Source organism: Streptomyces otsuchiensis, assembly GCF_004305975.1.
GTDB lineage: Bacteria > Actinomycetota > Actinomycetes > Streptomycetales > Streptomycetaceae > Streptomyces > Streptomyces otsuchiensis.
Genome location: NZ_BHZI01000135.1, coordinates 1 through 16,571 on the forward strand (window position 1 = coordinate 1; position 16,571 = coordinate 16,571).

Sequence of the window (16,571 nt, forward strand, 5' to 3'; positions counted from 1 at the left end):
GGGGTGGTGGGGTGGCCAGGAGGGCGTGGACGGCTCGGGCGGTCTCCGCCGGGGACTGGCCGGTGGTGTCCACAGCGCACGGCTCGAACTCGCCGAGGTCCTGGAACTGCCGGTGCATGGCGAGGACCGGCTCCCGCTCCGTGAGCGCGCCGGGCCCCCGTCCGCTCGCCCGGGCGACCGTGGTGTCGAGATCGGGCCGCAGGACGACATAGCGCAGTGGAATGCCCGAGCTCCGCGCCGCCTGTGTGAAGCCCCCGAGGAACCACGGACCGATCACCCCGTCGAGGACGACCTGGTAGCCGCCCCGCGCGTAGGCGAACGCGGCCTCGACCAGGACCCCGATCACGACCTCGTTCTGGCGATGGGCCTCCGGGAGGTACGGGGGGACGGCGCCCTCACGCAGGAAGCCCCAGAAGTCGTCGGCGTGCAGATGGACGCTCGGGGAGATCATCGAGACCAGCCGTGCGGACACGGTGCTCTTGCCCGCGCCGGGCGGTCCCGTCACCACGACGACCCGGCCGGCGTCGGTCATCTCGTTCGTTCTCCCTCATGGCGTGGCGTGGCGGCTCCGTGCCGGTGCCGTACCGCGCGACTCGCCCGGCGCGCACCCACCGGAACAGCCGACGTGGCCGCCGGAAGCACTCCGGTCGCCACGTCGGCTGTTTCCGCCGGGGTCTCCCGGCGGCCGGTCAGTGGTGGGTGGTGAAGAGCGTACCGAGAGCGGGGCAGTCGACGGCGCGGCCGATCAGCCCGAGCCCTTCCCAGGCGGTGACCTGGTGCGCGGTGAGCACCGGCTTGGCCAGTTCCTCCTCCAGCTTGGTCACCCACGCCGCCGTGTGCATGGCGGTGTCCGGCAGCAGCACGGCGTCGGCGGTGGGGTCGTCACCAGCGCGGGCCAGCGCCAGCACCTCGTCATAGCCCCAGGTACCCACCTCGGCGGCGGTGATGATCCCGGCGGATCGCACCCCGGTCACGGAGATGTCGGACGCCTGGAGGAACTCCGCGAAGAGCAGGGCCACATCCTCCGGGTAGGTGGCGGCGACCGCGACCCTCCCGGCGCCGATGGCCTGGGCCGCGTGGGCGAACGCGAAGGAGGTGCTGGAGGCAGGCAGTCCGGCGACCTCGGCCAGTTCGCGCACCTGCTGGTGCGCGCCGTCGAACCCGAAGACGAAGCTGGCGCTGGTGCAGGCCCACATCACGGCCTGGGCACCCTGTTCCCGCAGCTCGCCGGCGCCGGGGACCAGCCGGTGCACCGAGCCCATCTCCAGCAGGGCGTCGACCTCGTGGGCGTCGGTCCCGATGTCGGTGTGGATCAGGGGGAGCCGGACCCGGCCGCCCGCCTCGTTCAGCAGTCCCTCCATCCTCGGCACGTCGTCCTCGGCCGAGTAGCCGGGGTAGAGGAATCCCACTGTGCCGACCGCGGTGTCCTCCGTGGCCGGCGCGTGCGCGGTCTCCCGCATCAATACGTCTCCTTCCGGGTGGGGCTGTCTCTCGGTTTCGGTGTGCGGCTCGGGTGTCCGCGGCTCGGGCGCCCGGGGCTCGGACGCCCGCGGCTCGGACGCTCGCGGCTCGTGTGAGGACCGGTCGGTGAGCGGCCCGCCCGCCGCCGGGCCCCGGGCGGACTCGGCGCCCGTGCCCGTCACGGCGGGCGTGGCGGTGTCGGTCCGGCCGGTGTCGGCCGGCTCGGCGGGGGCGGGGATGCCGCCGCGATCCGTCGCGTCGTCGGTGCCAGGCGTTCCGGCCGGCCCGGCCGGGGTGGTCGTCCCGGCCGGGGCGCTGTCGTTGGAGGCCCCGCCGACGGGTTCGGCGGGGGTGGTGGTGGCCTCGGGAAGCGGGCCGAAGACGGCGCCCTCAGGCCGTGGGTCCTGGTTCGTCCGACGGAAAGGGCGCCTCACCGGACTCCGCCACGGACGGGCCGTCCTCCGCGGCTCCGGAGGTGGCCGAGCCCGCGAAGGCGGCGGCCCCGGGCGGCTGCTCCGTGCCGGGCAGACCTCCCATCGCGGCCGGTCCCCGGCGGGCGGCCGGGTCGAGCAGCGCCTGGTACGGTCCCACGGCCTCCTTGCCGATCATGCGCAACGCGTCCCAGACCGTCACCTGGTTGGCGGAGAGCACGGGCATCCGCAGCTCCGCCTCCAGCTGCGGGATCATGTCGAAGGTCGGCAGGTTGGTACAGCTGATGAAGAGGGCGTCGGGGCCGTCGGCGACCGCTTCGCGGGCCATCCGGACGACCTCGCGGTAGCCGACGCGCCAGATCTCCCGGGTCAGGCCGAGATAGCTGCGGCCGCAGACCTCCATGCCGCCCTCGGCGAGGTAGTCCTCCAGGGAGTCGGTGACCGACTTGGTGTAAGGCGTGACGACCGCGACCCGCCGCACGTCGAGCTCGCGCAGGGCGTTGAGCAGGGCGCCGGAGGTGGTGATCGCGGGCATCTCCCCCGCCCGTGCCATGGCGGCGGTCATGGCGCGTTCGCCCACACCGCCGCCGACGAAGCTGCCGGAGGTACACGCGTAGGCGACGACCTCCGGGCTGACCGCGGCGAGCGCGCGCACCGCCTCGGCCAGGGTCTCGTGTTCGCTGACGATCCGGGCGAGGTCGAGGCTGACCTCCACCGGGACGAACGGCGTTCGGGTGACATGAAGCGAGACATCGTCCGGGACCCAGCGCCACAGTTCACGGTCCAGTGCGAAGTCGAACGGGGCGACGATGCCGACACCGCGCTGCGGCGTCGGCCCACCTACGAAGGAGACATCCATGGGGAACCCCAATGAGACGGAGGGGCGGCGCAGATGAGCTGATCTGGCCGAGGATGGAACACAGCCGGTTCGGAAACCGGGACGCCGGGACAGATGCCTTCATTGACGACGGTAGTTTCTTCTCCCTACGGTGGTCAATCCTGGGTTTCCGTGACCGGCCCCCGCCGGTATACAACGGGGCGACCCACACCCGTGTCCGGAGTCATCCGGCTTCAGCGAAACAGGTCTGCGTTGCGAAATGGTTTCCCCGTCATGACCGAACCCCGCGTTCTCGTTCTCGGCTCCTCCGGACCGACCGCCGGCCCCACCCTGCCCCCCGGGCTGGACAGGCTCGCGGGCCGGGCGGAGGTGGTCTTCGGAGACGAGAAATCCCTGGCAGGACAGCTGTCCGGGGCCGATGTCCTGCTGGTGTGGGACTTCTCCTCCGACGCGCTGCGGACCGCCTGGCCGGGGCCGGGACCGCGGCCGGGCTGGGTCCACACGGCCAGCGCCGGGGTGGACCGCCTACTCTTCCCCGAGCTGGCGGAATCCGACACAGTCGTCACCAATGCGCGTGGCATTTTCGATCAGCCGATCGCCGAATACGTGGCCGGTCTTGTCATCGCCATGGCAAAGGATTTCCATGGCACGTGGGAATTTCAACGACGCCGTGAGTGGCGGCACCGGGAGACACACAAGGTGCGCGGAAGTCGCGCCGTGGTGGTCGGTTCGGGCCCGATCGGCCGCAGAATCGGGGTCACGCTCCAGGCACTCGGTGTCGAGGTGGCGCTGTCGGGCCGCCGCGAGCGGGACGGCGATCCCGATTTCGGACGGGTGCACGCGAGCGAAGCCCTGCCCGCGCTGCTGGCCGAAGCGGACTGGGTGGTGTGCGCGGCGCCGCTGACACCGGCGACCACCGGACTGTTCGACGCCCACAACTTCGGGCTCATGAAGCACGGCGCCCGCTTCATCAACATCGGTCGCGGCCCGCACGTGGTGGAGCCGGATCTGGTCGAGGCGCTGCGGACGGGCCGCCTCGGCGGAGCGGCCCTGGACGTCTTCGGCAGCGAGCCGCTGGCCGAGTCCAGCCCGCTGTGGGAGGTGCCGGGTCTGCTGGTGTCCCCGCACATGAGCGGCGACACCATCGGCTGGCGGGACGACCTCGCGGAGCAGTTCCTCGACAACTTCGACCGCTGGGCGGCCGGCGAACCGCTGAGCAACGTGGTGGACAAGAAGCTGGGCTACGTTCCGCAGAGCTGACGCGACGCGGCGCGGCGGGCCGGTCCGGGCCCGGTGGGCCGGGCCGGCCGGGCGAGAGTGACGGCGCCGCGCGGTGGCGCCGATGGGCACGGAGCTGACGGGAGTCATCGATGACGGATCTGACGGCGTTGTCCGCGGCACGGCTGGTCGCCGGGTACCGGGCGGGCGAGTTCTCCCCGGTGGAGGCGGCCCGTGCCGCGCTCGCCCGGGCGGAGGCGGCGCAGCGGTCGGTCAACGCGTTCGTCCTGCTGCTGCACGAGGAGGCGCTGAGGCAGGCGGCGGCCTCGGAGGAGCGCTGGCGGCGCGGCGAACCGGACGGCCCGCTCGACGGGGTGCCGGTCACGGTCAAGGACATCCTGCTGCTGCGCGGCCACCCCACCCTGCGCGGCTCAGCGGCGGCGAGCACCGCGCCGAACGACGAGGACGCGCCGGCGGTGGCCCGGCTGCGTGAGTCCGGGGCGGTCTTCGTCGGCAAGACGACGACTCCGGAGTACGGCTGGAAGGGGGTCACCGACTGTCCGCCGCACGGCGCGACGGGGAACCCGTACGACCCCACCCGCACCGCGGGCGGTTCCAGCGGCGGGAGCGCGGCGGCGGTGGCCCTGGGCGCCGGGCCGCTCAGCCTCGGCACGGACGGCGGCGGGTCGGTGCGAATCCCGGCGGCGTTCACCGGGACCTTCGCGCTGAAGCCGACGTACGGCCGGGTGCCGCTGCATCCGGCCAGTGCCTTCGGCACCCTGGCGCACGTGGGGCCGATGAGCCGGGACGCCGCGGACGCGGCGCTGCTGCTGGACGTGATCGGGCAGCCCGATCCGCGCGACTGGTCCCATCTGGGGCCGCCGGCCGGCAGCTTCGTCGCGGCGCTGGGTGACACCGGTGACGAACCTCCTCGGCTGACCGGGCTCCGGATCGCCTACTCCCCCACGCTCGGTGCGGCCGGGCTCGGTGCCCAGCGCACCGACCCGGAGATCGCGGCGGCGGTGGCGCGGGGGGTGGAACGGCTGGCGGAGCTGGGCGCCGAGATCGTCGAGACCGATCCGCCGCTGCCGGAGCCGGAGCTGGTACGGGAGGCGTTCCACACGCTGTGGTTCAGCGGAGCGGCCCGTGCGACCGGCGGCATCGTCGGCGCGGCGCGGGAGCTGATGGACCCGGGGCTGCGGGAGATCTGCGCGGAGGGCGAGGGGTATTCGGCGGTGGACTACCTGGCCGCGGTGGATGTGCGGATGGCCATGGGCCGGATGATGGGCGGCTTCCACCAGCGGTACGACCTGCTGGTCACTCCGGCGATGCCGCTCACCGCGTTCGGGGTGGGCCGCGAGGTGCCGGAGGGATCGGGTATGCGGCGCTGGACGGAGTGGACGCCGTACACCTACCCGTTCAACATGACGCAGCAGCCGGCGGCCAGTGTCCCGTGCGGCCTTCACTCGGACGGGCTGCCGGTGGCGCTGCAGCTGGTGGGCCCGCGCCACGCGGACGGCACGGTGCTGCGGGCGGCGCACGCGCTGTACCGGTCCGGCGCGGCGGAGCTGCCACCGCCGCCGGTCCGGGGCTGAGCCGCCGCCGCGTCGCCGCACGGGGCGGGCGGCGGGGCGGGAAGCGAAGCGGGTGCCGGTCGTCCCGAACGGGACGGCGCGGGACCCGCTTTCGTGTGTGCCGGAGGTGGCCGCCGACGGGACCCGCGCGCTGCCGCCGCCGGAAACCCGCGCGGCGCCGCAACCGCGGGGGCGTCGCCGCGCGTCCCCCAGTGAATGAACTGATATGAACGAGTCTCCTTCGCCCCTTCACCCCCGCTTGACTCATTCATTACGTGCGTGCCACTCTCTGGGGCGTTAGCTGGGATGAGCGCTTGAACACGTTTCATTCACTTCAGCTGACGTGGTGAGTAACGGGGGTGTGCTCATGCCTGACAGCCAGTGCCGCGGTTCGGCACCGGTGGCCGCCCTTCGCCGCCCGCCACCACCGCGCCCGCCCCACTCCACGGGGGCGGGCGCCCGGACCACAGAGTGCGAGGTTGAAGAGAACCCATGAAGAAATCCCACCGCCTGATAGCCGTCGTCGCCGCTGCCGCACTGCTCGGCACCGGCGCCGCCACCGCCGGCGCGGCCTCCTCCGCCGGCGGGCACGGCTCGCCGGCCGTGACCGCGCCCCTCACCGACGCGACCGCCGACGGCGAGGCGCTCTTCGCCGGCATCTTCTTCGGGCAGGGCCAGATCGGCGAGTCCCTGAAGAGCCAGCTGAAGTACAACGACCCCGAGGGGCAGCTGGAGGCCAACAAGTCCGCGGAGGCCGTCGACTACGTCGCGTCCCTCCAGGCCGCCATGGCGGAGAGCTCCCCCGGCTTCTTCGCCGACTTCTCGACCCGGGTGCGCAGCGGCGACCCGCGCCAGGTCGAGGCCGCGCTGAACGACGCGGGGAAGCTGCTGGAGGAAGGCGCCCAGATCGTCGGCGCCGACCTGCCCGACGGGACCGGTCAGGCCGTCTTCGTCTTCAACATCGCCGTCCTGGTCAACGTGGGCGTCGGCGTGAACGTCGCGGCCATCGCGGTGGCGGCCGCCGTGGTCGAGGTCCAGATGTGGTCCGTGATCGAGATCCAGAGCGACCTGGACCGTGAGCGGGCCGTGGCCACGCTGACCAAGGTTCTCGCCACGATCTGACCGGTTCCCCCGGGCTCACGGCGGTCCCCGCGACGGGCGGACCGCCACCCCCGGCTCCGTGCCCGGGCGGCCCCGTGTGGGCCGCCCGGGCCGACGGAGCGATTTCGACGCAAGGCAAGGACATAAGGCGAAGCAGATGCCGAACACCTCTCCGGCGCGGCGACGGGTGGAGCGCGTCGCCGCGCGGCTCCCCGTCGACCGGGTCGACGTGTCCGCCGCCCGTACGGTCGCGGTCCCCCGCTCCTGGATCGCGGGGCTCGCCGCCCTCGCCGTGCTGCTGACCGCCTACGTGGCGCAGGCGCAGCTGCCGTCCAACGTCGTGACCCTGCCCGCGCAGGACACGGTGGCCAGACCGGCCGCCGCGCTCTTCCCGCAGGGCTGGGCGTTCTTCACCAAGTCGGCGCGTGACCCGGAGTTCGAGCCCCTGCGGTTCACCGACGGCCAGTGGCGGAGCGCCGCCCTCGGCCGGCACTCCGAGTACGGCTTCAACCGGGCCTCGCGCTCCCAGGGCATCGAGATCGCGGTCCTGCTGCACGCCGCCGCGCCCTTCGACTACACCGAGTGCGAGCAGCCCACCGCCACCGCCTGCGCCGACGCGGCACCGCTGGCCGCGGAGGTGGACAACCCGGTCCCCGATCCCACGCTCTGCGGCCGCGTCGCCGTCGCGACCCAGCATCCCGTCCCCTGGGCGTGGCGCGACCTGATGGACACTCCGCGCACCGCCGAGGAACTCGTCGTCCTGGAGGTCTCGTGCTGACCCGCGTCCCACAGCCCTGGACCAACGTCTACGGTCTCGCCCGCACCCTGGTCGCCCTCGGCACCGCCGGCACGCTCGCGTTCAGCGCGACCTCGACCCTCTTCCGGCCGGTCGCGATGCTCGGCGACTACCCGCTGTGCGAGGGGCTCTCGCGCGCCGGCGTCTTCTGTGTGGTCCCCGGCGGGCAGCTCACCCTGGCCCGGTGGCTCTGTGTCGCCGCGCTGCTGGTGGTCGCCTCGGGATGGCGCCCGCGCTGGACGGCCCCCGCGCACGCCTGGATCGGCTTCAGCGTCTTCAGTGGGATCGCGATCAGCGACGGCGGGGACCAGATCGCGATGATCCTCGCACTGCTTCTCGCCGTTCCGGCGCTCGGCGACCCCCGGCGCTGGCACTGGCAGCGGCTCCCGGACGGGGTGGAGGACCGCCGCCGCGGCTGGGCGCTGGCGGGCAGCGGCGCACTGGTGCTGCTGCGCGTGCAGATGTGCTTCCTCTACTTCCAGGCGTGTGTCGCCAAGCTGCCGCACAGCGAGTGGGCCGACGGCACCGCGCTCTGGTACTGGGGCACCTCCGACACCTTCGGGCCGCCGGGCCCGCTGCGCCCGCTGGTGGAGCCGATGCTGGCGCTGCCGGTCGGGGTGGCCGTACTGACCTGGCTGCCGCTCTTCGTGGAGATCGCCCTGGCGGCCTGCCTGCTGGTGCGGCAGCGGCTGCGCTACTGGTTGCTGGCGGCGGGGGTCGGCTTCCATCTGTCGATCGCGGTGATGATGGGGCTGTGGAGCTTCGCCTTCGCCATGTGGGGCGGGCTGGTGCTGCTCTGCCTTCCTCTGGGGGCCCATCTGTCGCCGCGGCGCAGGGCCGGGGCGGACGCCCGGGCGGAGGACGGCACGGAGGACGACACGGGGGACGGCACAAAGGGCGACGCGGGGGCGGAGCGCGGCGACGGGCCCGCTGACGGCTCGGAGGACGGGGCCGCCGCGGGCCGGGCGCCCGTCGTCCCGGTGCCGGTGGCCTCGCCGGAGGACGCGGGTCGCGTGGTCCGGCTCTGAGAGCGTGTAGGGCGCGTGGCCGGTGTGGCCGCGCTCCACGCACGGTCCGACCTCACCCGTTCGGCGGGCGCACCACCCCCGCGTGAACGGTGTTGCCCTCCCCCGTTCCTGGTCACACCGGCGCGTTTCCGAGCGGGCCACGCGCCGCACACGCCGGCCGACGCGCCGCCGTTCCGGGGCATGACGGAGCCCCCGGCACCCGAGAAGGCTGCCGGGGGCTCCGTTCGACCGCGTGCCGTGGACCGCCGGGGGGTCAGGCGCGGGCGAAGCTCAGCGTCTCGCCGAGGGCGCCGGCCCGCCACAGGTCCTGGCAGGCGTCGGCCATCCGGTCCAGGCCGTCGACCACGCTGCCCCACACGATGCCCGGCACCCAGCCCGCGTCACCGTTGATCAGCAGGTTGTTGCGCTCGTAGAAGAGGGCGAGGTCCACCACGGTGGAGCGCTCCCGGTGCGGCGCCGCCTCCTCGTAGCCGTAGGAGGCGGTCGCCAGCTGGGTCTTGGTGAAGGTGAAGTAGCACAGGTCCCCCGGGATCGGGGTGACCGTGGGGTTCTCCAGCGGGGGCTCCTCCGCGGCGAACGGGTCGAGCAGGGCGTAGATCTCGTTCCGCGCGTACTTGGCGTGGTAGACGTCGCCGCCCAGCGGCAGGGCGTCCCAGACCGCGGCACAGGTGATCGGCGCGCGGTCGCTGAGCAGCTTGGCGGTACAGCTCACGCCGCGCCTCTCCAGCGAGACGGTGATGAAGCGCTCGGGAACGGTCGCTTCGGCCATGGGCACCTCCGTGTGGGTCGGTCCGGCCGCCCATGGTGTCGCATGCGCGCGTCCGGGTGCGACTCCGCCGCCCCCGTGCGCCCGAACGGGTTTATTAGCGCATGACTCCGGTATGACTGGGTAGCCGCGCGCCTATGGTTCGACCATCACGAAAAACCACACCTGTCAACGGGGGGATCAGCCGCAGAGCCTTGTTGCTCGGCGGCGCCGTCGCCCTCGGTGCGCTGGGTGCGACCGGGTGTTCCCGGATCGACACCTCGGCGGCCGAGGCCGGCGGCGACCAGCTGGACAGACTCCGGTCTCAGGGAGTCGTCCGGCTCGGGATCGCCAGTGAGGTCCCCTACTCCTATATCGACCGCGACAGCGGCAAGCTGACCGGACAGGCCCCGGCCATCGCCGAAGAGATCTTCGGACGGCTCGGGGTCGATTCTTTTCAGCCCGTGCTGACCGAGTTCGGCAACCTCATTCCCGGGCTGCGCACCGGACAGTTCGATGTCGTCGCCGCCGGTATGTGGATCACTCCGGAACGGTGCCAGCAGGTCATCTTCTCGGACCCCGACTACATCGCGAAGGACGCCTTCATCGTCGCCGAGGGCAATCCGCTGGAACTCGAGAACTACGAGGACATCGCCGCCTCCGGCGCCACCGTGGCCACCGGCCCGGGCTGGTTCCAGCGTGACTACGCCATGGGCAACGGTGTGGAGGCGTCCAAGATCGGCACCCTGCCGGACCAGCTGGCAGGGCTGACCGCGGTGCGTCAGGGACGCATCGACGCCTTCTTCGGGACCGCTCCCACCATGGTGGCCGCCGCCCGCGGCGCCTCCGGGGTGGAGTCCACCGAGCCGTTCACCCCCGTGGTGGACGGTGTGGAGCAGATCGGCGCCGGCGGGTTCGCCTTCCAGCCGACCGAGACCACCCTGCGGGACGCCTTCAACTCCGAACTGCACGAGATGAAGGACAGCGGCCAGCTGCTGGAGATCGTCTCCCCCTTCGGCTTCACCGAGGAAGACATGACGGATCTCACGGCCAAGGAGCTCTGTCAGGAATGAGCTGGGGACTTTTCGAGAACTGGATCCTGCCGGGGCTGTGGGTCACCGTTCAGGCGACCGTCTTCAGCGCGCTGCTCGCGCTGGTGGTCTCCTTCGTCGTCGGTACCCTGCGCACCTCCCGGCTGTGGATCGTGCGCTTCCTCTCCGGCGCGTACTTCGAGATCTTCCGCGGCGCCTCGGCGCTGGTGGTGATCTTCTGGTTCGCGTACGCCTTCCCGCTGCTGTTCGGCTGGCAGCTGGTCCCGCTGTGGGCGGGTGTGCTGGCGCTGGCGCTGACCTACGGGGCGTACGGCTCGGAGATCGTGCGCGGATCGCTGGCCGCCGTGCCCGAGGCGCAGCGTGAGGCGGGCATCGCCCTGAGCTTCACCCCGATGCAGCGGCTGCGGCGGATCGAGATCCCGCAGGCCTGGCCCGAGATGGTCCCACCGTTCAACAACCTCGCTATCGAGTTGCTCAAGGGCACCTCCCTGATCTCCGTCATCGCCGTCGCCGACCTGGCGTTCGCGGGCAATGTCATCCGGCTGTCCACCAACGAGAGCGCTCCGGTCTACACCCTGCTGCTCGTTCTCTACTTCCTCCTCGCCTTCTCGATCACCCGGGGCATGCGGGTCGTCGAGCGCCACGCGAAGCGCGGCGTCGGAAAGCTGCCGGAGAAGAAGTCCCGGTCCGGCCAGGGTGACGTCGCCCCGGCCGGCGGCTCGACGAACGGCGGGGGTGCCTGATGAACTCCAAGTGGAACTGGGACGCGGTGTGGGACTTCATGCCGTTCTTCTGGGACGGGCTGATCCTCACCCTGCAGGCGCTGGCCTGGGGCACCGTCCTCGCCTTCTCGCTCGGCCTGGTCTGGGCCATCGCGCTGCGCGGTCCGCGCTGGATCGCCTGGCCGGTCATCGGCGTCACGGAGTTCATCCGGAACACGCCGCTGCTGATCCAGCTGTTCTTCCTCTTCTACGTCGTGCCCGAGTGGGGACCGACGCTCTCCGCGCTGGTGGCCGGCTCCATCGGTCTCGGCCTGCACTACTCGACGTACACCATGGAGGTGTACCGGGCGGGTATCGACGGTGTCCCCGTCGGTCAGTGGGAGGCCGCCCGGGCCCTGTCCATGTCCACGCCCCACACCTGGAAGGCAGTGATCCTGCCCCAGGCGTTCCGGCGCACGGTGCCGGCGCTGGGCAACTACGTCATCGCGATGCTGAAGGAGACACCGCTGATCTCGACCATCGGTCTGGTCGAGATGCTGGGCGCCGCGCGGGCCTACGGCGTGCAGACGTTCAACTTCATGGAGCCGATCACCGTGGTCGGCGTGGCGTTCATCGTCATCGCCTATCCGGCGTCCCTGCTGATCCGAGTGCTGGAGCGACGCCTTGCCACCTACTGAGCCCACCCCGAAGAACGCAGCGGACCCGGAGGCCCCGGTGAACACCCCCAACGAATCGAACCAGCCCAGCGACACGGGGTCCCCCGCGGACTCCGCCGGTACCGGCAGGCCGTCCGCCGCCGAGGCCCTGGGCGGCGGTGCCCCCGGCAAGTCCCGCGCCGAGGGCCGTGAGCTGATCAAGTTCCAGGACGTCACCAAGCGGTTCGGTGAGAACACCGTCCTCGACGACCTGTGCTTCAGTGTCGACACCGGCAAGCACGTCACGCTGATCGGCCCGTCCGGCTCCGGCAAGACGACCATCCTGCGGCTGCTGATGACGCTGATCAAGCCCGACGAGGGCACCATCACGGTGGACGGCGAGTACCTCACCCACGAGGAGAAGAACGGCAAGCTGGTCCCGGCCGGCGACGCGCACAACCGTGCCGTCCGCAAGAAGATCGGCATGGTCTTCCAGCAGTTCAACCTCTTCCCCAACATGAAGGTGCTGCGCAACGTCACCGAGGCGCCGGTGCACGTGCTGGGCATGGACAAGGACGAGGCGGCGGAGCGCGCCCGCGGGCTGATCGAGCTGGTCGGCCTCACCGAGCACCTCGACAAGTACCCGACGCAGCTCTCCGGCGGTCAGCAGCAGCGCGTCGCCATCGCGCGGGCCCTGGCCATGCGGCCGCAGGTGCTGCTGCTGGACGAGGTCACCTCGGCGCTGGACCCGGAGCTGGTGGCCGGGGTGCTGGACGTGCTGCGCGACATCGCGCACTCCACGGACATCACCATGGTCTGCGTCACCCACGAGATGAGCTTCGCGCGGGACATCTCCGACCGGGTACTCATGTTCGACCAGGGCAAGATCATCGAGTCCGGCTCGCCGGACAAGATCTTCAACGACCCGGACAACGACCGGACGCGGGAGTTCCTCAGCTCCGTCCACTGACCGGCCGCGCGCCCTCGGCACCGGTCCACCGCGACCACCGCCACGACCTGCGACGGCCCGGCGCGAGGGCCCCGTGCGGCCCGTCCCGACCCCGGGACGGGCCGCACGGCGTTTCCCGGCCAGAGTGCCGGGCAGCCCGCTCTTCAGGGTGGTCGACGGTTACCCTGGGGTCACTTGTCGGCTTCCCGTCACCCTGTGGTGACTGCGGCAATCGTGCGGGAGGACGCTGTGGCCCTTGGTTCCGGAGCCATCGCCCCGTTCCATTCGGTGCGTTACGCGCTGCGCGTCCTGGAGACGGTGGCGCGGTTCCCGGGCGGCGTGCCCGAGGAGGAGATCGGCCATGAGCTGAACCTCCCGCCCCGGCAACTGGCGGCGCTCCTGCGAATGCTGCGCCACGAGGGCTACCTCCGCCGCCTGGAGGACGGGGCCTACCTCGCGGGAGAGTCACTGCTGCTGCTCGGGCACGGCGAGGGCCGGCGGCAGATCCGCGAGGAGAAGCTGCGCCAGGCGCTGGACCGGCTCGGGCAGACCGTGGGCGCCGCCGTGTACATCGGCCGCTACACCAACGGCGAGTTGACCGTGCCGCACTTCTCCGCGACCCCGGAACGGCCGGCGGTCCACCAGTGGGTGGATCTGCGCTCGGCCGCGCACGCCACCGCCATCGGCAAGTGTCTGCTCGCCCAACTCGACCACGCCGGACGCGAGGACCACTTCTCCCGGCACCGCACCGCGCGGCTCACCTCCCGCACCATCACCGACCGCCGGGCTCTTCTCGCCACCCTGGAGCGGCAGCCCGCGACGATGCCGGTGCTCGACCTCCAGGAGTACGCCGTGGGCACGCTGTGTGCCGCGGTCCCGCTGACGGCCGGCGCCTCGGTGGGCTGTCTGGCGCTCTCCCTCCCGGTGGGCGAGGCCCACCGGCTGCGCGAGGCGGCGGAGACGCTGAACGAGCAGGCCGCCCCGGCGCTGCTCTCGCTGTCGCTGTGAGCCGGGCCACGGCCCGCGGGCGCCGGAGGTGGTGCGGAGCACCCTCGTCGACCGGGTAGAGTTCTCGGTGTTCGGCCGCGAGGCCGACGGGCGCCGCTAGCTCAGTTGGTTAGAGCAGCTGACTCTTAATCAGCGGGTCCGGGGTTCGAGTCCCTGGCGGCGCACAATCACGAAGGGCGCTTCCGACTTCAGTCGGAAGCGCCCTTCGGCGTTGCGTGGTGCATGGTGGTGCGATGTGCGGTGTGCGGCAGTCGCCGGGGTTCCGCGACGGTCGCCGCTCAGGCGACAGGGTCCGTCGGCCGAGCCGCCTCCGCCGAGGCCGGGAGCAGTCCGGTGAGCCCCGCCAGGACGGAGTCCGGTACGCCGCGCGAGAGCGAGGCGGCGCGGGCCCGGATCAGCAGATCCGCCAGCAGCAGGTCGTCCGGCGCGTCCTTCGCGTCCGTCCCCAGCCGCCGCAGCAGCGGTGCGATCCGCGACCACGCGTAGTACTCGGCGCCGTCGCTCACGAACTCCGGCTCCGGGAACCCGCCCGCGCCTCCCCGGTGTTCCTCCGCGACCGCCTTCAGCCACGCCGCGGACTGCCCGCAGCGGACGGCGGCCTCGTCGAGGGTGACGCTGTCACCGTTCTCCACCCGTACCGGGTAGAGCTCGGGCAGTACGCCGCGGAAGGCGGCGCACGCGGTGGAGATCGCGTCCAGCACGGTCGGTGCGAGCACGGTGCAGCTCCCGCGAGCCGGGCCCTCACCGCCGACGCTGTACCCGAGGGAGCCGTCGGCCAGCAGGGGGTGGTCGGCGACCGCCAGTTCGTCGGCCTCGAACTCACTGATCGCCCGGTTGAAGGTGAGCGTGAACTCCCACTCGACCTGACCGCGAACCCTGGTCATCAATGCCCCTTGTGCTGTCGGATGAACTGCCGGACCCGCTTGGCCTCGGTGCCGGCGTTCTTCGGCGTACCGCTGACCGTCTCCTTGTCCTTACAGCCGCAGCATATGACCCAGCCCCACCGATGCCCGTTCTTGGACTCCTCCACACGGAATCCCGCTTTGCGCGCTTCCTCCAGTGCCTGCTGAACTTCTTTCTTCGGGTGCCTCCCTGATGAGATCACCCTTGCAGAATAGGGTCGGCAAACGCTTGCGCAGCCGTCGGCGAAACGGCGCACGAGAGCGGGAGAACGGCGCACCCAGCGCATACGGGTCAGCCGGCTGCGCAGGAATTCGCATCACCCACAATGGCCACACGCGTCAATATGTTGACGCCGGGAAAAGCGGGCGAGGCGATGGGGGCGGTGGCGGAGGAAGCGCGCGCGGGGCGCGTCAGCCCGGAATCGACCCGGCAGCGCGCCGCAATCGGGGGCGCGCCACCGGGGCAGGGCGGTCGGAGCGTGCCGGGCGGGGCCGGCGAACAGCATCGGACAGGGCGGGGACCAGGGCTACGCGCCGGGGCGCGCGCCGGGGGTCTCGCTTCAAGCGGCGGTGGTCACCTGGACTCGCACAGCGGCGAGCCAGTCGGCGCGGAGCCGCGCCAGTTCCGCGAGGTCATCCGCCGACCACGACCGCCCACCCTGGGCAGTGACCAGGGCACGTATCGCGGCGTTCGCTTCCTCGGCGGAAGTCGGACGCCCAGAACGGGGATCGGTGAGCATACGAACACAGTACGGCCAACCTCTGACATCGCGCCGCTCCGTTATGGCCGATCTGGTCCGCGAATGCGCCATCGTGCGCGACCACGGGGCGCATGGGGGCGCATACACGCAGGTCACGACCGCAGGCGGTGGCCTTGTATACCCGGAGGTGCCATCGATCACACTTCTCCGTCGTGCTTTTTATGGAGTGGCCCCCGTCACTTCCCGCCCGGCTCTCGCCGTACGCCGCACGCCGCTCGCGCGCCGGGCGGGGGCGGCGTTCAGCGGCGCGTGGTGGTGACCAGTTGGAGCAGGGGCGGGTTCGCCGTCGCGCCGCGGCCGTCGAGGAGCGTCTCGTGTCCCTCCTCCGCCTGGTCGAGGACGACCGTCAACCGCCCCCGCGCTCCTCGGGCCGCCTCGGTGACGTCGAGGCCCGCCCAGTCCGGATAGGTGGTGACCCAGTCGGTGCCCAGCGCGGCACCCGGCTCGGGAGCGGTGTCCCAGGTGACGGTGGCCTCCTCCCAGGCGCGGTCGGCGGCCGTGCGGGCGCGGAGCGGGTGCTGGAGCATGTCGGACTCACGGCTGTCGGGGTCCTTGGGGATGGCCCCGTACACCCAGAGGACCGCGCGCTCGATCTCCTCGCCCCGGACCCCGGCGGGCAGGCCGAACCGCAGATAGGCGCGGCTGGTGCCGTCCGCTCCGGACGCCTGGTGCACCCGGAGCCGGGCGGGGTCGCCCTGCGGATCTCCGGAGTGCCGCCCGGCGCGCACGGTGGCGGACGCCTCGGGCGGGCTGAGCCGCGCGTGGCGCGGCGCGACCGGCCTCCCCGGCGCCAGGGTGATCGTGCGGGAGGCCCCGTGCGCCCCGCCGGTCTCCACCAGCAGTTCGGTGCGCGGCCCGGTGGTCAGCACGGTCACGCCGTCACCCGTCTCGCGGACCGCTTGGTGCGGGCGGGCGGCGCGCGGCCCGAGCGTCACCCGCACCGCGGGAACGGAGCGGGAGGGGTCACAGACGGCGATCCGCAGGGCGCCCGGCCCCTCCAGCAGCAGCACCGCACAGGGGCCGTCGACCGTGACACCGGCGGCGGTGCCGGCGGTGAAGAAGACGAGCGCGGTCAGCGTCGCGGCCCGGTGGCCGGGCAGCCCGCCGGGGGTGGTGCGGAAGGCGTGGACCGTCCCGCTGAGCTCCAGCACCTCGACGCCCGGGTAGGCGGCGCGCGCGGCGGTCTCCGCGAACGTCGCGCCCGGCAGCACGAGATGGGCGTACGAGGCGCCGTGCGGGTCACTCCCGTGGTCGTGGAGCAGGGTGAGGTAGCGGCGGGTGACCGGCGTGGGGGGGGCCCCCCCCCGGGGGGGCCCCCCCCGCCGCAACATCGACACCGGCATGGGCCTG

17 protein-coding genes and 1 tRNA gene are annotated in these 16,571 nt (G+C 72.3%); 11 read left to right on the plus strand and 7 right to left on the minus strand.

What is annotated here, in order from left to right:
* From E0D90_RS14465 to E0D90_RS14475, 3 genes are all read right to left on the minus strand, one after another.
* Positions 1-532, minus strand: a 532-nt coding sequence (locus E0D90_RS14465) for an AAA family ATPase (protein ID WP_130798555.1), incomplete at its 3' end; no start/stop codon positions are given.
* A 157-nt stretch (positions 533-689) separates the two neighbouring features.
* Entirely contained in the window at positions 690-1,460 is a 771-nt protein-coding gene (locus E0D90_RS14470; protein WP_103501967.1) for a maleate cis-trans isomerase family protein, read from the minus strand.
* 391 nt (positions 1,461-1,851) lie between these two features.
* A complete protein-coding gene (locus E0D90_RS14475) occupies positions 1,852-2,751 on the minus strand; it encodes a maleate cis-trans isomerase family protein (protein ID WP_130798557.1) in 900 nt (299 codons plus the stop codon).
* Positions 2,752-3,003: 252 nt separating this feature from the next.
* Between E0D90_RS14475 and E0D90_RS14480 the strand changes: the two genes are divergently transcribed.
* The 5 genes from E0D90_RS14480 to E0D90_RS14500 all read left to right on the plus strand — a co-directional run bounded on the left by E0D90_RS14480 (position 3,004) and on the right by E0D90_RS14500 (position 8,447).
* A complete protein-coding gene (locus E0D90_RS14480; RefSeq protein ID WP_130798559.1) occupies positions 3,004-3,990 on the plus strand; it encodes a D-2-hydroxyacid dehydrogenase in 987 nt (328 codons plus the stop codon).
* A gap of 110 nt (positions 3,991-4,100) precedes the next feature.
* Positions 4,101-5,543 (plus strand): amidase, encoded by a 1,443-nt coding sequence (locus E0D90_RS14485; RefSeq protein WP_130798561.1) that lies wholly within the window; start codon positions 4,101-4,103, stop codon positions 5,541-5,543.
* Between the two features lie 471 nt (positions 5,544-6,014).
* Positions 6,015-6,644 (plus strand): sporulation delaying protein family toxin, encoded by a 630-nt coding sequence (locus tag E0D90_RS14490; protein WP_130798563.1) that lies wholly within the window; start codon positions 6,015-6,017, stop codon positions 6,642-6,644.
* Positions 6,645-6,780: 136 nt separating this feature from the next.
* Positions 6,781-7,401 (plus strand): SdpA family antimicrobial peptide system protein, encoded by a 621-nt coding sequence (locus E0D90_RS14495; protein ID WP_103501957.1) that lies wholly within the window; start codon positions 6,781-6,783, stop codon positions 7,399-7,401.
* The gene (locus E0D90_RS14500; RefSeq protein WP_130798565.1) at positions 7,395-8,447 is read left to right on the plus strand and encodes a sporulation-delaying protein SdpB family protein; all 1,053 of its coding nucleotides are present in this window, start codon (positions 7,395-7,397) and stop codon (positions 8,445-8,447) included. The genes E0D90_RS14495 and E0D90_RS14500 overlap by 7 nt, the downstream gene beginning before the upstream one ends.
* A 253-nt stretch (positions 8,448-8,700) precedes the next feature.
* Here the strand turns inward: E0D90_RS14500 and E0D90_RS14505 are convergent, their stop codons facing one another.
* Entirely contained in the window at positions 8,701-9,216 is a 516-nt protein-coding gene (locus tag E0D90_RS14505; protein WP_130798567.1) for a DUF3830 family protein, read from the minus strand.
* A 134-nt stretch (positions 9,217-9,350) separates the two neighbouring features.
* Between E0D90_RS14505 and ehuB the strand changes: the two genes are divergently transcribed.
* The 6 genes from ehuB (at position 9,351) to E0D90_RS14535 (ending at position 13,722) form a co-directional block, all read left to right on the plus strand.
* Complete coding sequence (ehuB, locus tag E0D90_RS14510; protein ID WP_103501960.1) at positions 9,351-10,265, plus strand: ectoine/hydroxyectoine ABC transporter substrate-binding protein EhuB; 915 nt, start codon at positions 9,351-9,353, stop codon at positions 10,263-10,265.
* Positions 10,262-10,987 carry an ectoine/hydroxyectoine ABC transporter permease subunit EhuC gene (gene ehuC / locus E0D90_RS14515; protein WP_103501961.1) on the plus strand — a complete coding sequence of 242 codons (726 nt, stop codon included), beginning with the start codon at positions 10,262-10,264 and terminating at the stop codon, positions 10,985-10,987. The genes ehuB and ehuC overlap by 4 nt, the downstream gene beginning before the upstream one ends.
* Positions 10,987-11,643: an ectoine/hydroxyectoine ABC transporter permease subunit EhuD gene (ehuD, locus tag E0D90_RS14520; RefSeq protein WP_103501962.1), complete on the plus strand. Its 657-nt coding sequence runs from the start codon at positions 10,987-10,989 to the stop codon at positions 11,641-11,643. The genes ehuC and ehuD overlap by 1 nt, the downstream gene beginning before the upstream one ends.
* Before the next feature lie 127 nt (positions 11,644-11,770).
* Complete coding sequence (ehuA, locus tag E0D90_RS14525; protein ID WP_130798572.1) at positions 11,771-12,571, plus strand: ectoine/hydroxyectoine ABC transporter ATP-binding protein EhuA; 801 nt, start codon at positions 11,771-11,773, stop codon at positions 12,569-12,571.
* 228 nt (positions 12,572-12,799) lie between these two features.
* Positions 12,800-13,558 carry an IclR family transcriptional regulator gene (locus E0D90_RS14530; RefSeq protein WP_103501963.1) on the plus strand — a complete coding sequence of 253 codons (759 nt, stop codon included), beginning with the start codon at positions 12,800-12,802 and terminating at the stop codon, positions 13,556-13,558.
* A 90-nt stretch (positions 13,559-13,648) separates the two neighbouring features.
* Positions 13,649-13,722 (plus strand) — tRNA-Lys (locus E0D90_RS14535).
* A gap of 114 nt (positions 13,723-13,836) precedes the next feature.
* On the opposite strand, the gene E0D90_RS14540 is transcribed toward E0D90_RS14535, so the two are convergent.
* The 3 genes from E0D90_RS14540 to E0D90_RS14550 form a co-directional block, all read right to left on the minus strand.
* Positions 13,837-14,442 carry a hypothetical protein gene (locus E0D90_RS14540; protein ID WP_103501964.1) on the minus strand — a complete coding sequence of 202 codons (606 nt, stop codon included), beginning with the start codon at positions 14,440-14,442 and terminating at the stop codon, positions 13,837-13,839.
* Positions 14,442-14,663, minus strand: coding sequence for a hypothetical protein (locus E0D90_RS14545; protein ID WP_103501965.1), 222 nt, complete (start codon positions 14,661-14,663; stop codon positions 14,442-14,444). Before E0D90_RS14545 ends, E0D90_RS14540 begins: the two co-directional genes overlap by 1 nt.
* A gap of 797 nt (positions 14,664-15,460) precedes the next feature.
* Positions 15,461-16,571 (minus strand): CBM96 family carbohydrate-binding protein (locus tag E0D90_RS14550; protein ID WP_130798569.1); only part of this gene is annotated, 1,111 nt, incomplete at its 5' end.